This window comes from Ornithinimicrobium faecis (genome assembly GCF_023923225.1).
GTDB lineage: Bacteria > Actinomycetota > Actinomycetes > Actinomycetales > Dermatophilaceae > Ornithinicoccus > Ornithinicoccus faecis.
Window position 1 is genome coordinate 2,441,307 of record NZ_CP099489.1, and the last position, 20,814, is coordinate 2,462,120.

Consider the following 20,814-nt stretch of genomic DNA (forward strand, 5'->3'; position numbering starts at 1 on the left):
CGTACACCTACCCCGCAACTTCGTAGAGGTCTCGTACACCTACCCCGCAACTTCGTAGAGGTCTCGTACACCCACCCCGCCTTTTCATAGCGGTCTCGCACGCCCCCAGAACCTTCTTGCCGCAGTCTCGCCGGTCTCCCAGGGCGCGCACCAAGAAATACGTTTGACAATGTTGCTGTCATATTGGCAACCTAGTTGTCATGACTTCCAGCGACGACCTGTATGCCGTGCTGCAGCGGATCCGACCGGTCCACGAGTTGTCGGCCGAGGCCGTCGCAGTGGGCCTGGCGGGGACCGAGGTGAGCGTGCCCTTGCGCGCTGTCCTCGAGCGGGTGCACACCACCGGCCCACAGACGGTCCCAGCCATCGCCCGGAGTCTCTATGTCACCCGCCAGGGCGTCCAGACCCTGGTCGACCGCGCCAAGGAGCTGGGCCTGGTCGAGGCCCGACCCAACCCCGAGCACCGGCGCTCCCACCTGATCTCGCTGACCGAGGAGGGACAGCGTCAGTTCACCGAACTGCACGGGGCCGAGCTCGAGCGGCTGGCCGGGCTCGCAGAGGAGCTGGACCCGGCCGATGTCGAGGCGTGCGTCCGGGTGCTGGACCACCTGGTCAACGGACTGGAAGAGATGAAGTCCACCGAAAGGGCCCTCCCATGACGACCACCGATCACCTCCACCGCCTCGAGCTGGCCGACGGCCACCTCACCTATGCGATCGACGGCACCGGCACACCGCCCGTCGTCCTGCTGCACGCAGGCTATGTCGACCACCGGATGTATGAGCGCGAGCTCGCCCACCTCGCCCAGCGCACCACCGTCGTCGCACCGGATGCGCGCACCCACGGCTGGTCGTCCTCGGGCACCACACCGTTTCGCCAGTGCGACGACATCGCTGCCCTGCTCCGCCACCTCGATGCCGGTCCAGCTGTGCTCATCGGCACCAGCATGGGGGCCGGCTCCGCCGTCGACACCGCCCTGGAGCACCCCGACCTGGTGCGTGCCCTCGTGATCTGCGGCGCCGGCACGAACGAGCCGACCTTCACAGACCCCGTCGCGATCCGACACAACGAGCGCGTCCAACAGGCGGTCGAGGCGATGGACGCGCCCGCGTGGCTGGCGGCGACCCTGCAGTGGGTGGCCGGGCCGACCAGAGATCTCGCCGCCGTGGACCCTGACGTGCTGCGCCTGGTCAACGAGATGCACCAGCACTTCATCAGCACCCACATCCGACCTGGCATCCTGCCTCCCGAGCACGTGGTGGGCTCCTGGGAGAGACTGCCCGAGATCGCCGTGCCCGTCCTCGGGGTCGTCGGCGACCTGGACTATGCCGACCACCACGCCATGACCCAGCGCGCCGTGGTTGCAGTGCAGGACGGCCGCGGTGTCGTGACGATCCAGGGCGCTGGCCACTATCCGAACCTCGAGCAGCCGCAGCAGTGGGAGCGCGTCATCGACGACTTCCTGGACACGGTCCTGTGACCTGAGCACCGCGAGGTTCCACTGCAGTTGATGGGCACGCTCAGCACCTATCCGACCACCCTCGGTCGGTGCTAGCGTGATGTGTCGGCCCGAGAGCCGCCTCCGTCCGGTCACGGCAACGACGCCGGCCCCTTCAGGAGGTCATCATGAAAATTCCCTTCGCACCCACAACTCGGCTGTCCCTGCTCGTGGCGGGCGTGCTGGCGGTCGTGTTGGTCACCACGACCCTCGCCCGTGGCCCGGCCGAGGCGCTGGACGGCCCGGTCGACGTCGTCTATGTCGCGGACGGGCGCAACTTCCCAGATTCCCTGGCCGGTGCCACGCTGGCCGCGACCGCCGGGGCCCCGTTGCTCATGGTCAAGTCCGAGCTGCCGGTGCCCTCGGAGACCACCGCGGCCCTGGCTGTCCTTGACCCCGACCGGATCGTGGTCCTGGGCGGACCGCTTGCCGTGTCCGACGAGGTCGCCGACGCACTGGAGCCCTACGCCACAACCGGCACGGTCACCCGGCTCTTCGGCGCCACCCGCTATGGCACCGCGGCCGCCATCGCCGACGCCCTGCCCGACAAGGTCCACGACGCGGACCTGCTCGACGGCCAGGACAGTGAGCACTACACCACCCACTGGCTCCACTCGGTCAACGGAGCGGTCCGCAGTCACTCCCCAGAGCTCGGCGGGGTGCGGATTGAACGGCCGGCCGCGCAGCCGGTCGGCATCTACTGCATCCTCCTGCCGGACGGCGTGCAGCAGGCCGAGGCAGCCGTGGGATCCGTCCAGCTCACGAGTGCCACTATCAAGACCTATGCGATCACGGTGACGACCACGAGAGGCCACCCCTGCAACTCGACGGGCAGCTGGGACCTCGCCGTCGACATCACCGCAGATGGCGCGCTCGAGGACTCCGACTTCTCGGTGATGTTCTCGGGCAGCGAGAGTGTCTACCCCTGAGGGTCGGTCCCGTCCGCCTGCTGATCGTATGCCGTGGCCCGGCTCTGCGGGTCGGCTCCAGTGCGGAACTGGGTCTCGTGGAGCGTCCGATACAACCCGCCCTGGGCCAGGAGCTCCTCGTGGGTCCCGCGCTGGACGATGCTCCCCTGGTCGAGGACCAGGATCTGGTCGGCGCCACGGATCGTGCTGAGGCGGTGGGCGATCACGATCGAGGTCCGTCCGGTGAGGGCCTGATCGAGAGCCCGCTGCACGGCAGCCTCTGACTCGCTGTCCAGGTGGGCCGTGGCCTCATCGAGCAGGACGACGGCCGGTGACTTCAGCAGCAGCCGGGCGATCGCCAACCGCTGTTTCTCTCCCCCCGAGAGCCGGTGGCCGCGATCCCCCACCACGGTGTCCAGACCGTCCGGGAGGCGCTCGACCAGGCTCCAGACCTGAGCCGCTCGCAGGGCCTCCTCCAGCTCCTCCGTCGCGGCGCCGGGGGCGGCATAGAGCAGGTTGGCGCGGATGGTGTCGTTGAACATGTGCGCCTCCTGCGTCACCACCCCGATCGTGGCGGACAGGCTGGCAAAAGTGGTCTCGCGCAGGTCCACTCCCCCGATGCGCACGCTGCCCGCGGTCGGGTCATAGAGTCGCGACACCAGCGTGGTGAGCGTCGACTTGCCGGCACCGCTCGGCCCGACCAGAGCCACGAGCTGACCGGCTGGGATGTGGGCGCTGATGTCGTGCAGCACGCGACCACCGTCGCCGCTCTCGGCGGCAACGCCCAGGTCGGGACGGCTCTCCAGGGAGGCGATCGACACCTCGTCGGCGCCGGGATAGTTGAACGAGACCTCGTCGAGCTCGACGTCCACCGGACCAATGGGCAGGTCGACAGCGTCGTCGCTCTGCTGCACGAGGGGCTCGAGGTCGAGCACCTCAAAGATCCGCTCGAAGGAGACCAGCGCGGTCATGATGTCGACGCGGACGTTGGACAGCGCGGTGAGCGGGCCATACATCCGACCGAGCAGGGCAGCCATCGCGACCAGGGTGCCGACCGAGAGGTTGCCGGCCACCGCCATCAGGCCACCCAGGCCATAGACCAGGGCCGTGGCCAGGGCGGCCACCAGCCCCAGCCCGGCCATGAAGATCACCCGGTTGACCGAGATCTGGACCCCGGCATCGCGCACCCCACGTGCCCGGTCGGCATACTCCTGGTCTTCTTGGGCCGGCCGCCCGAAGAGCCGCACCAGCATCGCCCCGGCGACATTGAACCGCTCGGTCATCCGGGTCGCCAGGTCCGCATTGAGGGTCATCTGCTGGCGCGTCAACTGGGACAGCCGCCGTCCCATCCGGTGGGCCGGGATCAGGAAGATCGGCAACAGCAGGAGGGCGAGCAGCGTGATCAGCCAGGACATGGTGACCAGGGCGCCAAGGATCAGGACGAGGGAGACCACATTGCTGACCAGACCGGACAGGATGCTGGTGAAGGCAGTCTGGGCCCCGATCACGTCCGTGTTGAGCCGGTTGACCAGGGCACCGGTCTGGGCCCGGGTGAAAAAGGCGATCGGCTGGCGCAGCACGTGGGAGAAGACCTGGGTGCGCAGGTTGAGGATCAGGCCCTCACCGATGCGCGAGCCATAGAAGCGGGTGATGATCGTCAACCCGGCCTCGACCACGGCCAGCCCCGCCACGACCAGACCGAGGGTGATCACGACACCACGGTCCTGCGGGATCACGCCGTCGTCGATGATGCGGCCGAGCAGCAGCGGGGTGGCCACGCCCAGGGCCGCCACGACGATCGTCAGGACGAGGAACAGGGTGATGTCGGCCCGGAACGGCCCGGCATAACCCAGCACCCGACGTCCGGTGCCCTCCCGGAGCCGGTGATCACGCACCGAACGGTCCCGGGTGAAGCCGCGGACGGAGGCACCCGGACCGTGGCCCGGACCCATCGTCACGTCAGGTCACCACTCACGCACGGTCACCACTCACGCAAGAGAGATCAGGTCCTGATAGTCCTGGTTCCAGTGGTCCTCAACGCCGTCGGGCAGCAACAGCACCCGCTCGGGCTCCAGCGCCGCGACCGCGCCCTCGTCGTGGCTGACCAGGACGACCGCACCCTCATAGGTGCGCAGCGCCGCCAGGACCTCCTCGCGGGAGGCGGGGTCCAGGTTGTTGGTGGGCTCATCGAGCAACAGCACGTTGGCTGCCGAGACGACCAGCATGGCCAGGGCCAGACGGGTCTTCTCGCCACCGGAGAGCACACCGGCCGGCTTGTCCACGTCGTCACCGCTGAACAGGAAGGAGCCCAGCACCTTGCGGGTCTCGGTGTCGTCCAGGTCCGGGGCGGACGAGCGCATGTTGTCCAGCACCGAGCGCTGCACGTCGAGGGTCTCGTGCTCCTGGGCGTAGTAGCCGAGCTTGAGGCCGTGCCCCGGCTCAACCTGCCCCGTGTCGGGCTCGTCGAGGCCGGCGAGCAGACGCAGCAGGGTGGTCTTGCCGGCACCATTGAGTCCGAGCACGACCACGCGGGAGCCACGGTCGATGTTGAGGTCGACGTCGGTGAAGATCTCGAGTGAGCCGTAGGAACGGGACAGCCCCGAGGCGGACAGCGGCGTCTTGCCACAGGGCGCCGGGGTCGGGAACCGCAGCTTGGCGACCTTGTCGGTCACCCGCTCCCCCTCGATGCCGGCGAGCAGCTTCTGGGCACGACGTGCCATGTTCTGCGCCGCAACAGCCTTGGTCGCCTTGGCCCGCATCTTGTCGGCCTGGGCCATCAGGGTCGCGGCCTTCTTCTCGGCGTTGACGCGCTCGCGCTTGCGACGGCGCTCATCGGTCTCGCGCTGCAGCAGATAGGGCTTCCAGCCCATGTTGTACTGATCGATCTCGGCGCGGTTGGCGTCCAGGTGGAAGACCCGGTTGACGACCTGCTCGATGAGCTCGACATCGTGACTGATCACCATCAGCCCACCGGGATAGGTCTTGAGATAGTCGCGCAGCCAGACGATCGAGTCGGCGTCCAGGTGGTTGGTCGGCTCGTCCAGCAGGAGCGTCGAGGCCCCGCTGAACAGGATCCGCGCCAGCTCGATGCGGCGGCGCTGACCACCGGAGAGGGTGGCCAGCTCCTGGTCCAGGACACGGGTGGGCAGGCCGAGGCTGGACGCGATGGAGGCGGCCTCCGACTCGGCGGCATAGCCACCGCGCGCGTCAAACTCGGCATCGAGGCGGGTGTAGCGGCCCATCGCCTTCTCCCGGACAGCCTCGTCCTCGCTGGCCATCGCGGTCTCAGCGGTCCGCAGGTCCCGGATCACCGTGTCCAGACCACGTGCCGACAGTATGCGGTCACGCCCCAGGACGTGCAGGTCACCAGTGCGGGGGTCCTGTGGGAGGTAACCCACGTCGCCTCGGCGGGTCACGGCACCGGCGGCGGGCTCGGACTCGCCGGCCAACACCTTGGTGAGGGTGGTCTTGCCGGCGCCATTGCGTCCCACGAGACCGACGCGGTCGCCGGGAGCGACCTGGAAGGCAACGTCATCCATCAGGAGCCGGGGGCCCGCGCGCAACTCGACGCCCGAGACAGTGATCACGAACAGGACTCCTTGATTGATGACAGACGGCGCTGACACGTGCTAAGTGGGCGTGTGGTGGTTAGTCTACGATCGCGGACCACCGTCTCGCGAATGTGTTAGAGAGCGGAGAGAGCATGACCTTCAAGGAGAACGCCAGGCTCGACACGAGTCAGGTCCGCAGCGGCGGTGGCGGCGGCCGGCGAAGTGGCGGGGGCGGCGGCATGGCCGCTGGCGGCGGCATCGGCGGCATCATCCTGCTCGTCCTCTATCTGATCTTCGGGGGCAACCTCGGCGGTGGTGGTGGCGGCGCCGGCGGTGGAGGTGCTGCAGGGGCCGACAGCTGGAACTTCAACGCCGCGGAGGTCGGCGCCGAGGGTGAGGGCGTCTCCGACGACTTCTCACACTGCCAGACCGGGGCCGACGCCAACGAAAACCGTGACTGCCTGGTCGTCGGCACGGTCAACAGCGTTCAAGCGTTTTGGACCAGCGCCTGGTCGGAGTATCAGCCCGCGCAGACGGTGATCTTCTCCGGCACCGTGCAGACCGGGTGCGGCGCAGCCAACAGCCAGGTCGGGCCGTTCTACTGCCCCCTCGATGAGCAGGTCTACATCGACGTGAGCTTCTTTGACCAGCTCGAGCAGATGGGCGCCGACGGCGGCTCCCTGTCCCAGATGTATGTGATCGGCCACGAGTATGGCCACCACGTCCAGAACCTCAACGGCGTCCTCGGACGGGCGCAGCAGGACCCCCAGGGCCCCGAGTCCGGCGCCGTCCGCATCGAACTGCAGGCCGACTGCTATGCGGGAGTCTGGGTGGCGCACGCCGACGGAACCCGCCTCGGCCAGGAGGACCAGGCGATCCTGGAGCCGGTCACCCAGAAGCAGATCGACTCCGCGCTGACAGCCGCCGAGGCCGTCGGTGACGACCGGATCCAGGAGCAGATGCAGGGCCGCGTGACACCGGAGAACTGGACCCATGGCTCGTCCGAGCAGCGGCAGAAGTGGTTCATGACGGGATATGAGTCCGGCGACCCCAACGCGTGCAACACCTTCACCGGCGACCTGGGCTGACCGGACGTCAGGCTGGCTCGGGCTCCGCGATGCTGATGCGGGTGGCCCGACCCCGGCGCAACGTCTCCTGCAGCACCTTGAGGCGTGGGTCGGGGAGGTCATAGAACTCGCGGCGCGGCAGGTCCGTGATCCGGCCCAGCACGGACGCCTGCAGCACCTGACGCACTAGCGCCTTGTCTCCGCCGACCACCAGCCCGTCCGCCCTCGGGCGACGGGGTGTCAGCAGCCGGTCGGCGGCCTGCTCGATCACGCGCTCCACGAGGGCATCAGCCTGGTTGCCCCGGCGCCGGGCAAAGCGTTGCTGGGACCAGCCGCCGGCAGCGGTGCGGGACTGGACATAGCGGGTACCGCAGTGGTGATCGGTGAGCCGGTCACCATCAGCCAGCCCCACGGCATACCCACCCCTGCGGACCAGCACCAGACCGAGGCGAGCCGGCAGATCCACGGCACCGGGTGCCCAGGCCAGGACCTCCGCGACCGCCCCGTCGGGGGCGGACAGCACAAACGGCACGGCCTGCGGGTCGGCCCCAGGGGACCGCTCCGGCTGACCGTGCCGCTGCGTGAAACCGTCGATCCACCGGTCCAGACGCGCGGGGTCGACCTCGACCACCCGCGCTGGGCCAGGGCTCACCGGCTCAGACGTTGAAGCCGAGGGCGCGCAGCTGCTCGCGGCCGTCGGGGGTGATCTTGTCCGGGCCCCACGGCGGCATCCAGACCCAGTTGATGCGGTGACTGGACACCAGACCCTCCAGGACGCTGCCGACCTGCTCCTCGATCACGTCGGTGAGCGGGCAGGCGGCACTGGTCAGGGTCATGTCGATGACGGCGTGGGACTGCGCGTCGACGGTCAGTCCGTAGATCAGGCCCAGGTCGACGACGTTGATCCCCAGCTCGGGGTCGACGACATCGTGCAGGGCCTCCTCGACGTCCGCGACGTTGGGCGGTGTGGTGGTCGTGCTCATCGGGTCCTCCTCGGTGGTTGTCTCAGGGTCTCATGTGCAGGTGTCAGGTGCGGCTGGGGGCACTCGAGGACACCGCGGAGATGTCCTCGCCGCTGCGGGCCAGGGCGTCGGTGAACGCGGTCCAGCCCAGCAGGGCGCACTTCACGCGCGCCGGATAACGGGACACGCCGGCGAAGGCGACACCGTCGCCGATCTCCTCGGGGTCCCCGGCGTCGGTGCCCTTGCTGGTGAGCATGGTGCGCATCGCCAGGAAGGTCTGGAGGGCCTCGTCCACCGGGTGTCCGATGGTCTCCTCGGCCAACACGGAGGTGCTCGCGATGGAGATGGAGCAGCCCTGCGCGTCATAGGAGACGTCGCTGATCACGCCGTCGGTCACCTGCACACGCAGCGTGATCTCGTCCCCACAGGTGGGGTTGATGTGGTGCACCTCCGCGCCGAACGGCTCGCGCAGTCCGACGTGCTGGGGGTGTTTGGAGTGATCCAGGATCAGCTCGCCATACAGGTCCATCGTCCCTCCTCAGGCGCTCAGGCCGAAGACGGCCGGCACGGTGTCGAGGGCCTCGACGAAGGCGTCGATGTCGGCCCGGTTGGTGTAGACGGAGAAGCTCGCCCGGGTGCTGGCCGGGATGCTCAGGCGGCGGTGCAGCGGCCACGCACAGTGGTGCCCGGTGCGCACGGCGATGCCGCGGTCGTCCAGGACCTGCCCCACGTCGTGGGGGTGGATCCCCTCGACGGTGAAGGCGACGGCCCCCACGCGCTGGGCCGGGGCGGTGGGCCCGATCACGGTGACCCACGAGCGGGTCGCCAACTGCTCGAGGCAGTATGCCGTCAGTTCAGTGTCGTGCTGATGGATCCGGTCCATCCCCAGCTCAGTGAGGTAGTCGATGGCGCTCGCCAGGCCGACGGCCTGGGCGGCCATCGGCACGCCTGCCTCGAAGCGCTGGGGCGGCGGGGCATAGGTCGAGCGCTCCATGCGGACCAGCTCGATCATCGAGCCGCCGGTGATGAACGGCGGCATCGCGGCCAGCAGCTCGGGGCGCCCCCAGAGCACGCCGATGCCGGACGGGCCGATCACCTTGTGGCCGGTGAACGCGAGGAAGTCCACGTCCAGGTCTCGCACGTCGACCGGGAGGTGCGGCACAGACTGGCAGGCGTCCACCAGCGTGAGCGCGCCAACGGCCTTCGCGGCAGCGACCAGCGGAGCCACGTCGTTGAGGGTGCCGAGCACGTTGGAGACCTGGGTGAAGGCCAGCACCTTGGTGCGCTCCCCCACGACGGTGCCCGGGTCCTGCAGGAGCCCGTCATCGGTGATCCCGATCCAGCGCAGGGTGGCACCGGTGCGTCGGGCCAGCTCCTGCCAGGGCACCAGATTGGCGTGGTGCTCCATCTCGGTGACGACGATCTCGTCGCCCGGGCCGAGCTGCAGCCGTGCGGCGACCTGCGGGTCGGCCCCGTCGATGGCGCCGGGGGCACCGGCATTGCTCATCGCGTAGGCCACCAGGTTGATCGCCTCGGTGCCGTTCTTGGTGAAGACGACCTCATCGGGTCGCGCACCGATGAACCGGGCGACCGTGGCGCGCGCCCCCTCGAAGGCCTCGGTGGCCTCCTCGGCGAGCTGGTGCGCGCCACGGTGCACCGCGGCGTTGCGTGTTGAGTAGTACTCCTGCTCGGCCTCCAGGACACACCAGGGCTTCTGCGCGGTCGCACCGCTGTCCAGATAGACCAGTGGACGTCCATCGCGCACCGTGCGGGAGAGCACGGGGAAGTCCGCCCGGATCCGGGCCAGCTCATCCTCCGTGAAGGCAGGCATCAGACTGCGGCAGCCTGCACGTAACGGTCGTAGCCCTCGTTCTCGAGGCGGTCGGCCAGCTCCGGGCCACCGGACTCGGCGACCTTGCCCGCGACGAACACGTGCACGTGGTCGGGCTTGATGTAGCGCAGGATCCGCGTGTAGTGCGTGATCAGCATGACGCCCAGGCCGGTCGCGTCCTTGACCCGGTTGACGCCCTCGGCGACGATCTTGAGCGCGTCGACGTCCAGGCCGGAGTCGGTCTCGTCCAGCACGGCGATCTGCGGCTGGAGCAACTCCATCTGCAGGATCTCGTGGCGCTTCTTCTCACCACCGGAGAAGCCCTCGTTGACATTGCGCTCGGCGAACGAGCTGTCCATGCGCAGCAGCTCCATGGCGCCCTTCATGTCCTTGACCCAGGTGCGCAGCTTGGGAGCCTCGCCGTCGATGGATGTCTTGGCGGTGCGCAGGAAGTTGGACACGGTGACGCCCGGGACCTCGACGGGATACTGCATGGCCAGGAACAGGCCGGCCTTGGCGCGCTCGTCGACGCCCATCGCCAGCACGTCCTCACCGTCGAGGGTGATGGTGCCGCCCGTGATGGTGTACTTCGGGTGGCCGGCGATGGCATAGGCCAGGGTCGACTTGCCGGAGCCGTTCGGGCCCATGATGGCGTGGGTCTCACCGGAGTTGATGGTCAGGTCGACCCCGCGCAGGATCTCCTTCTCACCGGTGTCGGTGTCAACGCTGACCTTCAGGTCGCGGATCTCAAGTGTGGTCATTGCTTCTCCTCGGAAGGGCTTGGGCCCAGAATCAGGATTGGAGGGCGACGTGAACGTCCTCGCCCTCGATCTTCACGGTGTGTATGGCGATGGGCTGGGTTGCGGGCAGGCCAGTGGGCTCCCCGCTGGTCATGTCGAAGCGCGAGCCGTGCAGCCAGCACTCGATGGTGCCGCCGTCCAGGTCCCCCTCTGAGAGGGAGACGTTGGCGTGGGTGCACGTGTCGTCGAACGCATGCACCTCGCCACTGGAGTCACGGGCGATCGCGACCAGGCGTCCGTCAAAGCTGGCCTGGACCGCACCCACCTCGGGCAGGTCGGCCAGGGTGCAGACCTTGACAAAGGACAACTGTCCCGTGTCATCGGTCTGGACGGGCTCGGTCATGCAGTCGCCCCCATGTCGGCCGCGAGCTCCTCCTCGATGGCCGCCATCAGGGTGTCCACGACCTCGGGCACGCCGATCTTGGCGATGATGTCGGCGAAGAAGCCGCGCACCACCAGCCGGCGGGCGTTCGTTTCGTCGATGCCGCGGGACATCAGATAGAAGAGCTGCTCGTCGTCGAACCGGCCGGTGGAGCTGGCGTGGCCGGCTCCGGCGATCTCACCGGTCTCGATCTCGAGGTTGGGCACCGAGTCGGCGCGGGCACCGTCGGTCAGCACCAGGTTGCGGTTCAACTCGTAGGTGTCAATGCCCTCGGCCTCCTTGCGGATCAGCACGTCGCCGACCCAGACCGTGTGCGCACCGTCGCCCTGCAGCGCACCCTTGTAGGTGACCAGGGAGTTGGTGTGCGGGGCGTTGTGGTCCACGAACGAACGGTGCTCGAGGTGCTGGCCGGCGTCGGCGAAGTAGACACCCAGCAGGGTGGCCTCTCCGCCCGGGCCGTCGTAGCGCACGTTGGAGTTGACCCGCACGATCGAGCCGCCGAGGCTGACCGCGATGTGCTTGTACTTGCCGTCGCGACCGACCGAGGCATCGTGCTGGCCCAGGTGGATCGCGTCGTCCTCCCAGCGCTGCAGCGTAACGACCGTCAGGTCGGCACCGTCCCCGACGATGACCTCCAGGTTGCCCCGGTGGTCCGCGGATCCGGTGTGGTCCAGGATGAGCAGGGCCTTGCTGTGGTGACCGGCCTCGATCACGTAGTGCGCACTGGACAGGCGCCCCGCGCCGTTGCCGTGGACGTTGATCCGCAGCGGCTCGGCATACTCCTTCTCGGCCTCGATCTTCAGGTGCAGCGCCTCGTCGGTGTTGGCCGAGGCGACGACCGCACCGCGGTCGCCGGGCACCAGGACGGTGCCACGCGGCGCCTGACCCTGCGCCAGCGTGCTGACCATGTCCAGGACACCGGACACGTCGTAGTCGGCCGGGTGGTCCTCGCCGCGGACGTCGTCGGCCTCGTCGGCGAAGACGCCGCCCAGGCGGTCCACGGGGGTGAAGCGCCACTCCTCCTCGCGCCCGTTGGGCACCGGGAAGTCGCTGACCTCGAAGGAGGTCAGGCGCGCGGCCCGGGACTCCTCCGGGGCCGCCCCGACGGTGCTCTGCGGGTCAACGTGATCGGTGGGCTTGTCGGTGAGCAGGGTCATCAGCCGACGGCTCCTTCCATCTGAAGCTCGATGAGACGGTTGAGTTCGAGGGCATACTCCATCGGCAGCTCTCGGGCGATCGGCTCGACGAAGCCACGGACGATCATCGCCATCGCCTCGGTCTCGCTCATGCCACGGGACATCAGGTAGAACAGCTGGTTCTCGGAGACCTTCGACACGGTGGCCTCGTGGGCCATCTGCACGTCGTCCTCGCGGATGTCGTTGTAGGGGTAGGTGTCCGAGCGGGAGATCTGGTCGACCAGCAGGGCGTCGCAGACGACGCTGGAGCGGCTGTTCTTCGCACCCTCGAGCACCTGGACCAGGCCACGGTATGACGTGCGGCCACCACCGCGGGCCACCGACTTGGAGACGATGGTCGAGGAGGTGTTGGGGGCGGCGTGCACCATCTTGGAGCCGGCGTCCTGGTGCTGTCCCTCACCGGCGAAGGCGACGGACAGGGTCTCACCCTTGGAGTGCTCGCCGAGCAGGAAGACGGCGGGGTACTTCATGGTGACCTTGGAGCCGATGTTGCCGTCGACCCACTCCATGGTGGCGCCCTCGGCGCAGGTCGCGCGCTTGGTGACCAGGTTGTAGACGTTGTTGGACCAGTTCTGGATCGTCGTGTAACGCACGCTGGCGTTCTTCTTCACGATGATCTCCACGACCGCGCTGTGCAGGCTGTCGGACTGGTAGATCGGGGCGGTGCAACCCTCGACGTAGTGCACCGAGGAGCCCTCGTCGGCGATGATCAGGGTCCGCTCGAACTGACCCATGTTCTCGGTGTTGATCCGGAAGTAGGCCTGCAGCGGGATCTCGACGTGCACGCCCGGGGGGACGTAGACGAAGGAGCCACCGGACCAGACGGAGGTGTTGAGGGCGGAGAACTTGTTGTCGCCGGAGGGGATCACCGAGCCGAAGTACTCGCGGAACAGGTCCTCGTGCTCACGCAGCGCGGTGTCGGTGTCCAGGAACAGGACGCCCTGCTCCTCCAGGTCCTCGCGGATCTGGTGGTAGACGACCTCGGACTCGTACTGTGCGGCGACGCCAGCGACCAGGCGCTGCTTCTCGGCCTCCGGGATGCCCAGGCGGTCGTAGGTGTTCTTGATGTCCTCGGGCAGGTCCTCCCAGCTGGTGGCCTGCTTCTCCGTGGAGCGCACGAAGTACTTGATGTTCTGGAAGTCGATGCCGGACAGGTCACTGCCCCAGGTCGGCATGGGCTTCTTGTCGAACAACTTCAGGGCCTTGACGCGCTGCTCGAGCATCCAGGCCGGCTCGTTCTTGAGCTCGGAGATGCCGCGCACGACGCCCTCGTCCAGTCCACGCTTGGCCACGGAGCCGGCAGCGTCACTGTCCGACCAGCCGTATTCGTAGGTGCCTAGGTCTTTCAGACCCGGGTTGAGCTCTTCGATGTTTGTGCTCATCGCATAGACCTTCCTTCAGGGGACTCGACGACAACCGGACCCTCGGTGAGGGCGCCGGTGGGAATGTAGGTGGTGCAGACGTGCTCGCCGCCGGCCAGGGTGGCCAGACGCTGCACGTGGACGCCGAGGAGCCGCGAGATGGCCTCGGTCTCGGCGTCACAGAACTGACGGAACTCGGTGGCCACGTTGCGCACCGGACAATGACCCTGGCACAACTGGATGCCAGCCAGACCAGTGCCCTGCGCGACCGGGCGTGTCGAGGCGGCGAAGCCCTCGGCCGACAGCGCCTCGGAGAGGGCGTCGATCCGGGCGATCAGGTCGTCCCCGGCCTCATCGACCGCGGTCCGCAGGCGCTGCTCCAACTCATGGATCTGCTCCTCGGCGAACTCCTCGACGGCAGACTCGCCGGAGTGCTCGGCCAGGAACTTCAGGGCGGCGGTGGCCACATCGTCGTAGGTGTTGGACATCTGCGACTGCCCATGGGCGGTCAGCACGAAACTGCGCGCGGGGCGGCCACGGCCGCGGGGGCCGGGGGCGGCCTCGTGCTCGGCGATCAGATCGCCCTCCTCGAGGGCATCCAGGTGGCGACGCACGGCGGCGGGGGTCAGACCCAGCAACTCGGCCAGGTCACGGGCAGAAATGGGACCGCGCTCGCCGATCGTCCTGCGGACGCGGTCTCGCGTCCGGGACTCAGCGGTGCCGTCAGCCATAAACACCATGCCAGTGTGACCTATATCCACGTCAGGTCCAACGAAGGACCTCCTAACCTCATTCCCCTCACGGGAGAGCCAGCCGCGTCGCATAGGCTCTGCCCTCGTGATCCGCGTCCACCAGTTGACCCGTGCCTTCGGCCGGGTCCAGGCCCTCGACGGCGTCGAGTGGACAGCACAGCCAGGTCAGGTCACCTGTCTGCTAGGCCCCAACGGTGCGGGCAAGACGACCACCGTGGAGATCGCCGAGGGCCTCCAGCACGCCGACAGCGGGACCGTCGAGGTGCTGGGCACCGACCCCTGGCGCGCCAGCGCCGAACACCGGGCCAGGGTGGGCGTCATGTTGCAGGACGGCGGACTCCCCCAATCCGTCAAGCCTCTTGCCCTCCTGCACCACCTCGCCAGGTTCTATGCCGCCCCTGCGGACGTGGAGGCCCTGGTCACCGAGCTGGACATCAATGATTTTGCTGGCACCACGGTGCGACGACTCTCCGGCGGACAACGACAACGCGTCGCCCTGGCCGCCGCGCTGGTGGGACGCCCCGACGTGCTCTTCCTGGACGAGCCCACGGCAGGTCTGGATCCGCATGTGCGGCGGACGGTGTGGGAGCTCATCGCCCGCACCGCACGGGAGGGCGCCACGGTCGTGGTGACGACACACTCCTTCGAGGAGGCCGAGCGCCTCGCTGACCACCTGGTGATCATGGCCCGGGGGCGCACCGTCGCCGAGGGGACCCCCGCCCAGGTGGCGGGCGGGGAGACCCTCGAGTCGGCATACTTCGCGCTCACCGACAGGAGGGAGACGCCATGACCGGTCCCCTGCCCACCGACCGGGTGGCCGAGCCGAGCGATGTGCGGGCCGCACCCACGGCGCGTCGCATCCTGGCCCAGGCAGGCTTCGAGGCGCGCGGTCTGCTCAGCCACGGCGAGCAACTGCTCGTCAGCATCGTCCTGCCCCTCATGGCGCTCGTCGGTCTCGCCCTCACCGACGCGCCGTCTCTCGGGGACGGGGAGCGGATCGACGTGGCCACGGCCGGTGTGCTCGCGCTCGCGGTCATCTCGACCGCCTTCACCGGACAGGCCATCCTGCTGGGCTTCGAGCGACGCTATGGCGTGCTGCGCATGCTCGGCACCACTCCCCTGGGCCGCGGCGGTCTGCTGCTGGCCAAGGCGGTCTCGGTCCTCGCCGTGCTCGCCGTCCAGTTTGTCGTGCTCGGCGTCATCGCGGCCTTCCTCGGGTGGAGCCCTCAGGCAGCCGGGATCCCCGGCGCTCTGCTGGTGACCGTGGCCGGCGTGCTGGCCTTCGCCTCCCTCGCCGCGCTGATCGGCGGCACCCTGCGGGCCGAGGGCGTGCTCGCCCTGGCCAACCTGCTGTGGATCCTGCTGGCAGCGCTCGGCGGTGTCCTGATCTCAGCTGCTCGATATCCCGCCCCCTGGGACACGGTCGTCAGTTTCCTGCCGTCCTCCGCGCTGGGCGACGGGATGCGCATCGCCCTCGTCGACGGTGGCTTCCCGCTGGCGGAGATCGTGGTCCTGCTGGTGTGGACCGGGCTCGCCTCGGCCCTGGCCGTGCGGCACCTGCGCTGGTCCGACTGACCCGCAAAAATATAATGGTTTCGTACGCCCGCCCCGCCTTTTGATAAAGGTTTCGTACGCCCGCCCCGCCTTTTGATACAGGTTTCGTACGCCGACCGACGGCGGCCTGCGTGATCCCGAGTCAGGGGGTCACAACCGTCAGCCCTGCCCGAACTACCATGAGGAGGTGCCCGTGACCTCCCCCTGGCTCCGCCGGACCCTTATCACCAACCTCGTCCTCCAGGTCCTGATCGTCGTGACCGGCGGTCTGGTCCGCCTGTCCGGGAGCGGGCTGGGGTGCCCGACGTGGCCGCGCTGCGAGACGGGATCGTTCACGCCCGTGATCCACGACGCGATCACGTTCCACCCCTTCATTGAGTTCGGCAACCGACTGCTGAGCATGGTCGTCGGCTTCGTCGCCCTGCTCACTATCTGGGCCGTGTGGCGCTGGGCCAGGGACCGCAAGCCGATGATGGGGCTGGCCCTGGGCATCCTCGGCATCACGATCGGGCAGGGGGTCCTCGGTGGCATCACGGTCCTGACCGGGCTGCACCCCACCACCGTGATGGCGCACTTCCTGGTGTCGATGACCCTCATCGTGCTCAGCACCGCGCTGGTCCTGCGCGAGCGCGAGCCCGACGTCCCCGCGCGCCCCGTCGTGCCGTTGATCGTCCGGCAACTGGGCCTGGCGACCGGCGCCGTGCTGGCCGTCGTCCTGGTGCTCGGCACGGTCGTGACCGGCTCCGGCCCACACTCAGGTGACGCCGAGGAGCCGGCCCGGTTCGGCTTTGATCCCCGCACGATCTCGTGGCTGCACGCTGATGCGGTGATGTTGTTTATGGGCCTGGTGGTGGCCATGGTCGTCGCCACGAGCTTGATCGCGGGTGCCGCGCGGTCCCGTGGTTGGTGGGGTGCGGTCCTGCTGGTCTCACTGGGCCAGGGCGTCATCGGCTACACGCAATACCTGACCGGCCTCCCCGAGATCCTGGTCCTCCTGCACATGCTCGGCGCGGCCGCGTTGACGGTCACTGTCACCGGCGGGCTGTTGACGCTGTGGGCTCGCGACCCAGCGAGGGTGGACCCTGCCCCGGCGGAGCAGACGCTCTCCGCCTGACGGCACCTGAGGCGACCCGCTCCCCCTGACGGGGGCACCCACCAAGCCTGCTCCGCCTAACTGCGCCTGAGGCCGCACAGCGCTGCGCTGGTGCCTGTCTTCTGCGCGTGCGTCGTTCCCCTGCCTCGCGCGTGTCCTGCACGGTGCCCACATCGTTGCGGCGTGTCCTGTGCTCCGGCCCCAGTTCGGCAACACGTGCCGGGCACAGTCCGGGCCGCGCGGATAGTGCGAGCAATACGGCAGGAACGGCAATCGGCTGACGAGATCGCGCCGGGCAGGGCACGCGACGCCGATATTGGATGGGCGTGAACGGGGAGATCGCTACGGAGATGCGGGCTGATGGACCGTGCGAGACCTTTATCAAAATGCGGGCCGACGTACGAAACCTCTATCAAGATGCGGGGGCGGCGTACGAAACCTGTATCAAAATGCGGGGAGCGCGATGAAGACCAACGGGTCGACGGCCACGCCGATGAAGAGCAGCGTCAGATAGCTGATGGAGAAGTGGAACAACCGCATGGCGCCCAGTTTGTTGCCGACCTCGCCCGCCTTGGCCTTGGTCTGCAGGCGGTGCGCCTCGACCAGGAAGACGACACCGGAGACCAGGGCCGTGCCGGTGTAGATCCACCCCATCGGCGCCACAGGGATCAACACCAACGAGGTGATGACCGTGGCCCACGAATAGATGACGACCTTGCGCGCGACCGCGACGTCCTGCGCGACCACCGGCAGCATCGGCACGCCGGCTGCTGCATAGTCCTCCTTGAACCGCATGGACAGCGGCCAGTAGTGCGGCGGCGTCCAGAAGAAGATGACCATGAAGAGCACCAGCGCGGGCCAGGCCAGCGAGTTGGTGACAGCCGACCAGCCGATGAGCACCGGCATGCAGCCCGCGACGCCACCCCACACGATGTTCTGGCTGGTGCGGCGCTTGAGCAGGACGGTGTAGAAGCCGATGTAGAGCACGATGGCGCCGAGCCCCAACCAGGCAGACAACCAGTTGACGAACAGCCCGAGCCAGAGCGTGGCGATCGCGCCGAGCACGCCGCCAAAGATCAGCGCGGCACGCGGTGTGATGACGCCGGTGACCAGGGGCCGGTTCTCGGTGCGGTGCATCTTGGCGTCGATGTCGCGGTCGAGATAACAGTTGAGCGTGTTGGCCGAGGCCGCGGCCAGGGTGCCGCCGATCAGCGTGGCGACCACGAGCCAGAGCGAGGGGATGCCGCGCTCGGCGAGAAACATGACCGGGAACGTCGTCACCAGCAGCAGCTCGATGATGCGCGGCTTGGTGAGGGCGATGTAGTCCAGGACCACCTGGCGCCACCCGCGGTCCACAGCAGCAGGCGTTGTCCCTGTCGAGCGGTCGAGAGTGGTCACGGCGTCCTATCACTGTCGCGGGAGTATGCGGACACACCAGTGCGTGGGGTCCGTTCCACTGAGCATCGTAGCCCTCCGAAGGACCCGAGCGGGCACCGCATCGCCCGGTGGTGGCGCCTCTCACACCCAACCCCGGGGGACGGCGGGGTGGACCGTGCACCGACGCATGGACCGGACTAAGGTCGGGTCTTGATGGTGCTCTCCCGCACCGCCCGTCGAGAACTCAGGAGTGCCCCGTGAACGAGACCACCAAGGACACCCCCCAGCGGGACGCGAGCCTCACCGCTCCCGTGGCGAGCGAGGTCGGCTGGACCGATCTCGACGTGCGCGCCGTCGACACGGCGCGCCTCCTGGCCGCCGACGCCGTCCAGAAGGTCGGCAACGGGCACCCCGGCACCGCGATGAGCCTCGCCCCGGTCGCCTACCTGCTCTATCAGAACGTCATGAAGCACGACCCGAGCGACCCGGACTGGCTGGGCCGTGACCGCTTCGTGCTGTCGTGTGGCCACTCCAGCCTGACGCAGTATGTCCAGCTCTATCTCAACGGTTACGGCCTGGAGATCAGTGACCTGCAGGCACTGCGCACCTGGGGCAGCCTGACTCCCGGCCACCCCGAGGTGCACCACACCACGGGTGTCGAGCTCACCACTGGCCCGCTGGGGTCGGGCCTGGCGACCGCCGTCGGCATGGCCGCCGCCCAGCGCCGTCAGCGCGGTCTCCTCGACCCGGACGCCGCCCCCGGCACCTCGCCCTTTGACCACCACATCTGGGTGCTGGCCTCGGACGGGGACATCATGGAGGGCGTTGCCTCTGAGGCCTCCTCGTTTGCGGGACACCAGGAGCTGGGCAACCTGACGCTCATCTACGACCAGAACTTCATCTCCATCGAGGACGACACCGACATCTCCTTCTCCGAGGACGTGGCCAAGCGCTACGAGTCCTACGGGTGGAACACCGAGACGATCGACTGGCGCGCCGGGGGTGCCTACACCGAGGACGTGGACGCTCTCTATGCCGCCCTCGAGCGCAGCAAGCAGTCGGACAAACCGACGCTCGTGCTGCTGCGCACGATCATCGCCTGGCCTGCCCCCACCAAGCAGGACACCGGTGCCTCCCACGGGTCCGCCCTGGGAGATGACGAGGTCGCCGCGACCAAGAGGCTGCTCGGTTTTGATCCCGAGGTGAGCTTCCCCGACGACGCCGATGTCCTGGGACACGCTCGCAAGGTGATTGACCGCGGACAGGCCGCTCACGCGGAGTGGGACACGGCATACAACGCTTGGCGCGACGCCAACGGCGACCGCGCCACGCTCCTGGACCGGCTGCTCGCCAAGGAGACCCCAGCGGGGTTCGAGGACGCCTTCCCGACCTTCGAGGCCGACGAGAAGGGCAAGGCGACCCGCGCTGCGTCCGGCGAGGTGCTCAACGCCCTCGCCGGTGTGATGCCCGAGCTGTGGGGCGGATCAGCCGACCTCGCCGGCTCCAACAACACCACCATGAAGGGCGAGCCGAGCTTTGTCCCGGCCAACAAGTCCACGGACATGTTCTCGGGCAACGAGTTTGGGCGCACCCTGCACTTCGGCATCCGCGAGAACGGCATGGGCATGATCCTGTCCGGCATCGCGCTGGAGGGGCTGACCCGACCCTACGGCGGGACCTTCCTGGTGTTCTCCGACTACATGCGCCCGGCCGTCCGCCTGGCCTCGATCCAGCAGCTCCCCGTCGTCTATGTCTGGACGCACGACTCCATCGGCCTGGGTGAGGACGGACCCACGCACCAGCCGGTCGAGCACCTCGCCGCGCTGCGCGCCATCCCGGGTCTGGACGTGATCCGACCGGCCGACGCCAACGAGACTTCCGTCGCGTGGCGCACGGCGCTGCAGATCCATGACCACCCGATGGCGATGGCGCTGACCCGTCAGAACGTGCCGACCTTCGACCGCTCCGAGTTTGCCTCGGCCGACCTGACGGCCAAGGGCGGCTATGTCCTGGTCGACGCCGAGGGCGGCGAGCCCGACGTGATCCTCATGGGCACCGGCTCCGAGGTGCAGCTGGCCGTCCAGGCCCGCGAGCAACTCGCCGATCAGGGTGTGCGGGCCCGCGTCGTGTCCATGCCGTGCCGGGAGTGGTTCGACGGACAGGACCAGGCCTACCGCGACGAGGTGCTGCCCCCCGCCGTGCGGGCCCGTGTCAGCGTGGAGGCCGGCGTCGCCCAGGGCTGGCGCGAGCTGGTCGGCGACGCAGGACGCATGATCAGCCTGGAGCACTTCGGTGCCTCCGCCGACTACGAGACGCTCTATCGCGAGTTCGGGATCACCGCCGAGGCCGTTGCGGCCGCCGCTCAGGAGTCGATCGCCGCAGCCGCCGGCAACGAAGCACCCGCACGCAACACACCGTCCGAGCCTGCCGAGGGCCAGCGCACCATCGGCGACGTTCCCGCATCCACCCAGGAGAAGTGATC

Annotated in this window: 20 protein-coding genes; 8 read left to right on the forward strand and 12 right to left on the reverse strand. The window is 68.4% G+C overall.

What is annotated here, in order from left to right:
- Window positions 1-200: 200 nt before the first annotated feature.
- The 3 genes from NF556_RS11370 (at window position 201) to NF556_RS11380 (ending at window position 2,427) form a co-directional block, all read left to right on the forward strand.
- Complete coding sequence (locus NF556_RS11370) at window positions 201-659, forward strand: MarR family winged helix-turn-helix transcriptional regulator (RefSeq protein WP_252591055.1); 459 nt, start codon at window positions 201-203, stop codon at window positions 657-659.
- A complete protein-coding gene (locus tag NF556_RS11375; protein ID WP_252591056.1) occupies window positions 656-1,480 on the forward strand; it encodes an alpha/beta fold hydrolase in 825 nt (274 codons plus the stop codon). The genes NF556_RS11370 and NF556_RS11375 overlap by 4 nt, the downstream gene beginning before the upstream one ends.
- A gap of 146 nt (window positions 1,481-1,626) precedes the next feature.
- The gene (locus NF556_RS11380) at window positions 1,627-2,427 is read left to right on the forward strand and encodes a cell wall-binding repeat-containing protein (RefSeq protein ID WP_252591057.1); all 801 of its coding nucleotides are present in this window, start codon (window positions 1,627-1,629) and stop codon (window positions 2,425-2,427) included.
- Here NF556_RS11380 and NF556_RS11385 read toward each other — a convergent pair.
- Entirely contained in the window at window positions 2,418-4,358 is a 1,941-nt protein-coding gene (locus tag NF556_RS11385; RefSeq protein ID WP_252595783.1) for an ABC transporter ATP-binding protein, read from the reverse strand. The two genes, NF556_RS11380 and NF556_RS11385, sit on opposite strands and share 10 nt — an antisense overlap.
- A 36-nt stretch (window positions 4,359-4,394) precedes the next feature.
- Window positions 4,395-5,993, reverse strand: a complete 1,599-nt coding sequence (locus NF556_RS11390; protein ID WP_252591058.1) for an ABC-F family ATP-binding cassette domain-containing protein — start codon at window positions 5,991-5,993, stop codon at window positions 4,395-4,397.
- Window positions 5,994-6,109: 116 nt separating this feature from the next.
- On the opposite strand from NF556_RS11390, the gene ypfJ reads away from it, so the two are divergent.
- The gene (gene ypfJ / locus NF556_RS11395; RefSeq protein ID WP_252591059.1) at window positions 6,110-7,045 is read left to right on the forward strand and encodes a KPN_02809 family neutral zinc metallopeptidase; all 936 of its coding nucleotides are present in this window, start codon (window positions 6,110-6,112) and stop codon (window positions 7,043-7,045) included.
- Window positions 7,046-7,052: 7 nt separating this feature from the next.
- Here the strand turns inward: ypfJ and NF556_RS11400 are convergent, their stop codons facing one another.
- The 9 genes from NF556_RS11400 to NF556_RS11440 are packed head-to-tail and all read right to left on the reverse strand — an operon-like array spanning window position 7,053 to window position 14,287.
- Window positions 7,053-7,676, reverse strand: a complete 624-nt coding sequence (locus tag NF556_RS11400; RefSeq protein ID WP_252591060.1) for an acVLRF1 family peptidyl-tRNA hydrolase — start codon at window positions 7,674-7,676, stop codon at window positions 7,053-7,055.
- A gap of 4 nt (window positions 7,677-7,680) precedes the next feature.
- Complete coding sequence (locus NF556_RS11405; RefSeq protein WP_252591061.1) at window positions 7,681-8,007, reverse strand: metal-sulfur cluster assembly factor; 327 nt, start codon at window positions 8,005-8,007, stop codon at window positions 7,681-7,683.
- A gap of 43 nt (window positions 8,008-8,050) precedes the next feature.
- Window positions 8,051-8,515 (reverse strand): Fe-S cluster assembly sulfur transfer protein SufU, encoded by a 465-nt coding sequence (gene sufU / locus NF556_RS11410; protein WP_252591062.1) that lies wholly within the window; start codon window positions 8,513-8,515, stop codon window positions 8,051-8,053.
- Window positions 8,516-8,524: 9 nt separating this feature from the next.
- Complete coding sequence (locus tag NF556_RS11415; protein ID WP_252591063.1) at window positions 8,525-9,817, reverse strand: aminotransferase class V-fold PLP-dependent enzyme; 1,293 nt, start codon at window positions 9,815-9,817, stop codon at window positions 8,525-8,527.
- The gene (sufC, locus tag NF556_RS11420; RefSeq protein WP_252591064.1) at window positions 9,817-10,578 is read right to left on the reverse strand and encodes a Fe-S cluster assembly ATPase SufC; all 762 of its coding nucleotides are present in this window, start codon (window positions 10,576-10,578) and stop codon (window positions 9,817-9,819) included. The genes NF556_RS11415 and sufC overlap by 1 nt, the downstream gene beginning before the upstream one ends.
- A gap of 31 nt (window positions 10,579-10,609) precedes the next feature.
- Window positions 10,610-10,960, reverse strand: coding sequence for a non-heme iron oxygenase ferredoxin subunit (locus NF556_RS11425; protein WP_252591065.1), 351 nt, complete (start codon window positions 10,958-10,960; stop codon window positions 10,610-10,612).
- On the reverse strand, window positions 10,957-12,156 hold the full coding sequence (gene sufD, locus NF556_RS11430; RefSeq protein WP_252591066.1) for a Fe-S cluster assembly protein SufD: 1,200 nt from the start codon (window positions 12,154-12,156) through the stop codon (window positions 10,957-10,959). Before sufD ends, NF556_RS11425 begins: the two co-directional genes overlap by 4 nt.
- Window positions 12,156-13,577, reverse strand: a complete 1,422-nt coding sequence (sufB, locus tag NF556_RS11435) for a Fe-S cluster assembly protein SufB (RefSeq protein ID WP_252591067.1) — start codon at window positions 13,575-13,577, stop codon at window positions 12,156-12,158. Before sufB ends, sufD begins: the two co-directional genes overlap by 1 nt.
- Window positions 13,574-14,287 carry a helix-turn-helix transcriptional regulator gene (locus NF556_RS11440; protein WP_252595784.1) on the reverse strand — a complete coding sequence of 238 codons (714 nt, stop codon included), beginning with the start codon at window positions 14,285-14,287 and terminating at the stop codon, window positions 13,574-13,576. Before NF556_RS11440 ends, sufB begins: the two co-directional genes overlap by 4 nt.
- Window positions 14,288-14,393: 106 nt before the next feature.
- Here NF556_RS11440 and NF556_RS11445 point away from each other — a divergent pair, with 106 nt between their 5' ends.
- The 3 genes from NF556_RS11445 (at window position 14,394) to NF556_RS11455 (ending at window position 16,976) form a co-directional block, all read left to right on the forward strand.
- Entirely contained in the window at window positions 14,394-15,098 is a 705-nt protein-coding gene (locus NF556_RS11445; protein ID WP_425607037.1) for an ABC transporter ATP-binding protein, read from the forward strand.
- Complete coding sequence (locus NF556_RS11450; RefSeq protein WP_252591068.1) at window positions 15,095-15,883, forward strand: ABC transporter permease; 789 nt, start codon at window positions 15,095-15,097, stop codon at window positions 15,881-15,883. The genes NF556_RS11445 and NF556_RS11450 overlap by 4 nt, the downstream gene beginning before the upstream one ends.
- Before the next feature lie 172 nt (window positions 15,884-16,055).
- The gene (locus tag NF556_RS11455; RefSeq protein ID WP_252591069.1) at window positions 16,056-16,976 is read left to right on the forward strand and encodes a COX15/CtaA family protein; all 921 of its coding nucleotides are present in this window, start codon (window positions 16,056-16,058) and stop codon (window positions 16,974-16,976) included.
- A 423-nt stretch (window positions 16,977-17,399) separates the two neighbouring features.
- On the opposite strand, the gene NF556_RS11460 is transcribed toward NF556_RS11455, so the two are convergent.
- Window positions 17,400-18,353 carry a heme o synthase gene (locus NF556_RS11460; RefSeq protein WP_425607038.1) on the reverse strand — a complete coding sequence of 318 codons (954 nt, stop codon included), beginning with the start codon at window positions 18,351-18,353 and terminating at the stop codon, window positions 17,400-17,402.
- Between the two features lie 236 nt (window positions 18,354-18,589).
- Here NF556_RS11460 and tkt point away from each other — a divergent pair, with 236 nt between their 5' ends.
- Window positions 18,590-20,812 carry a transketolase gene (tkt, locus tag NF556_RS11465; RefSeq protein ID WP_252591070.1) on the forward strand — a complete coding sequence of 741 codons (2,223 nt, stop codon included), beginning with the start codon at window positions 18,590-18,592 and terminating at the stop codon, window positions 20,810-20,812.
- Window positions 20,813-20,814 lie beyond the last annotated feature (2 nt).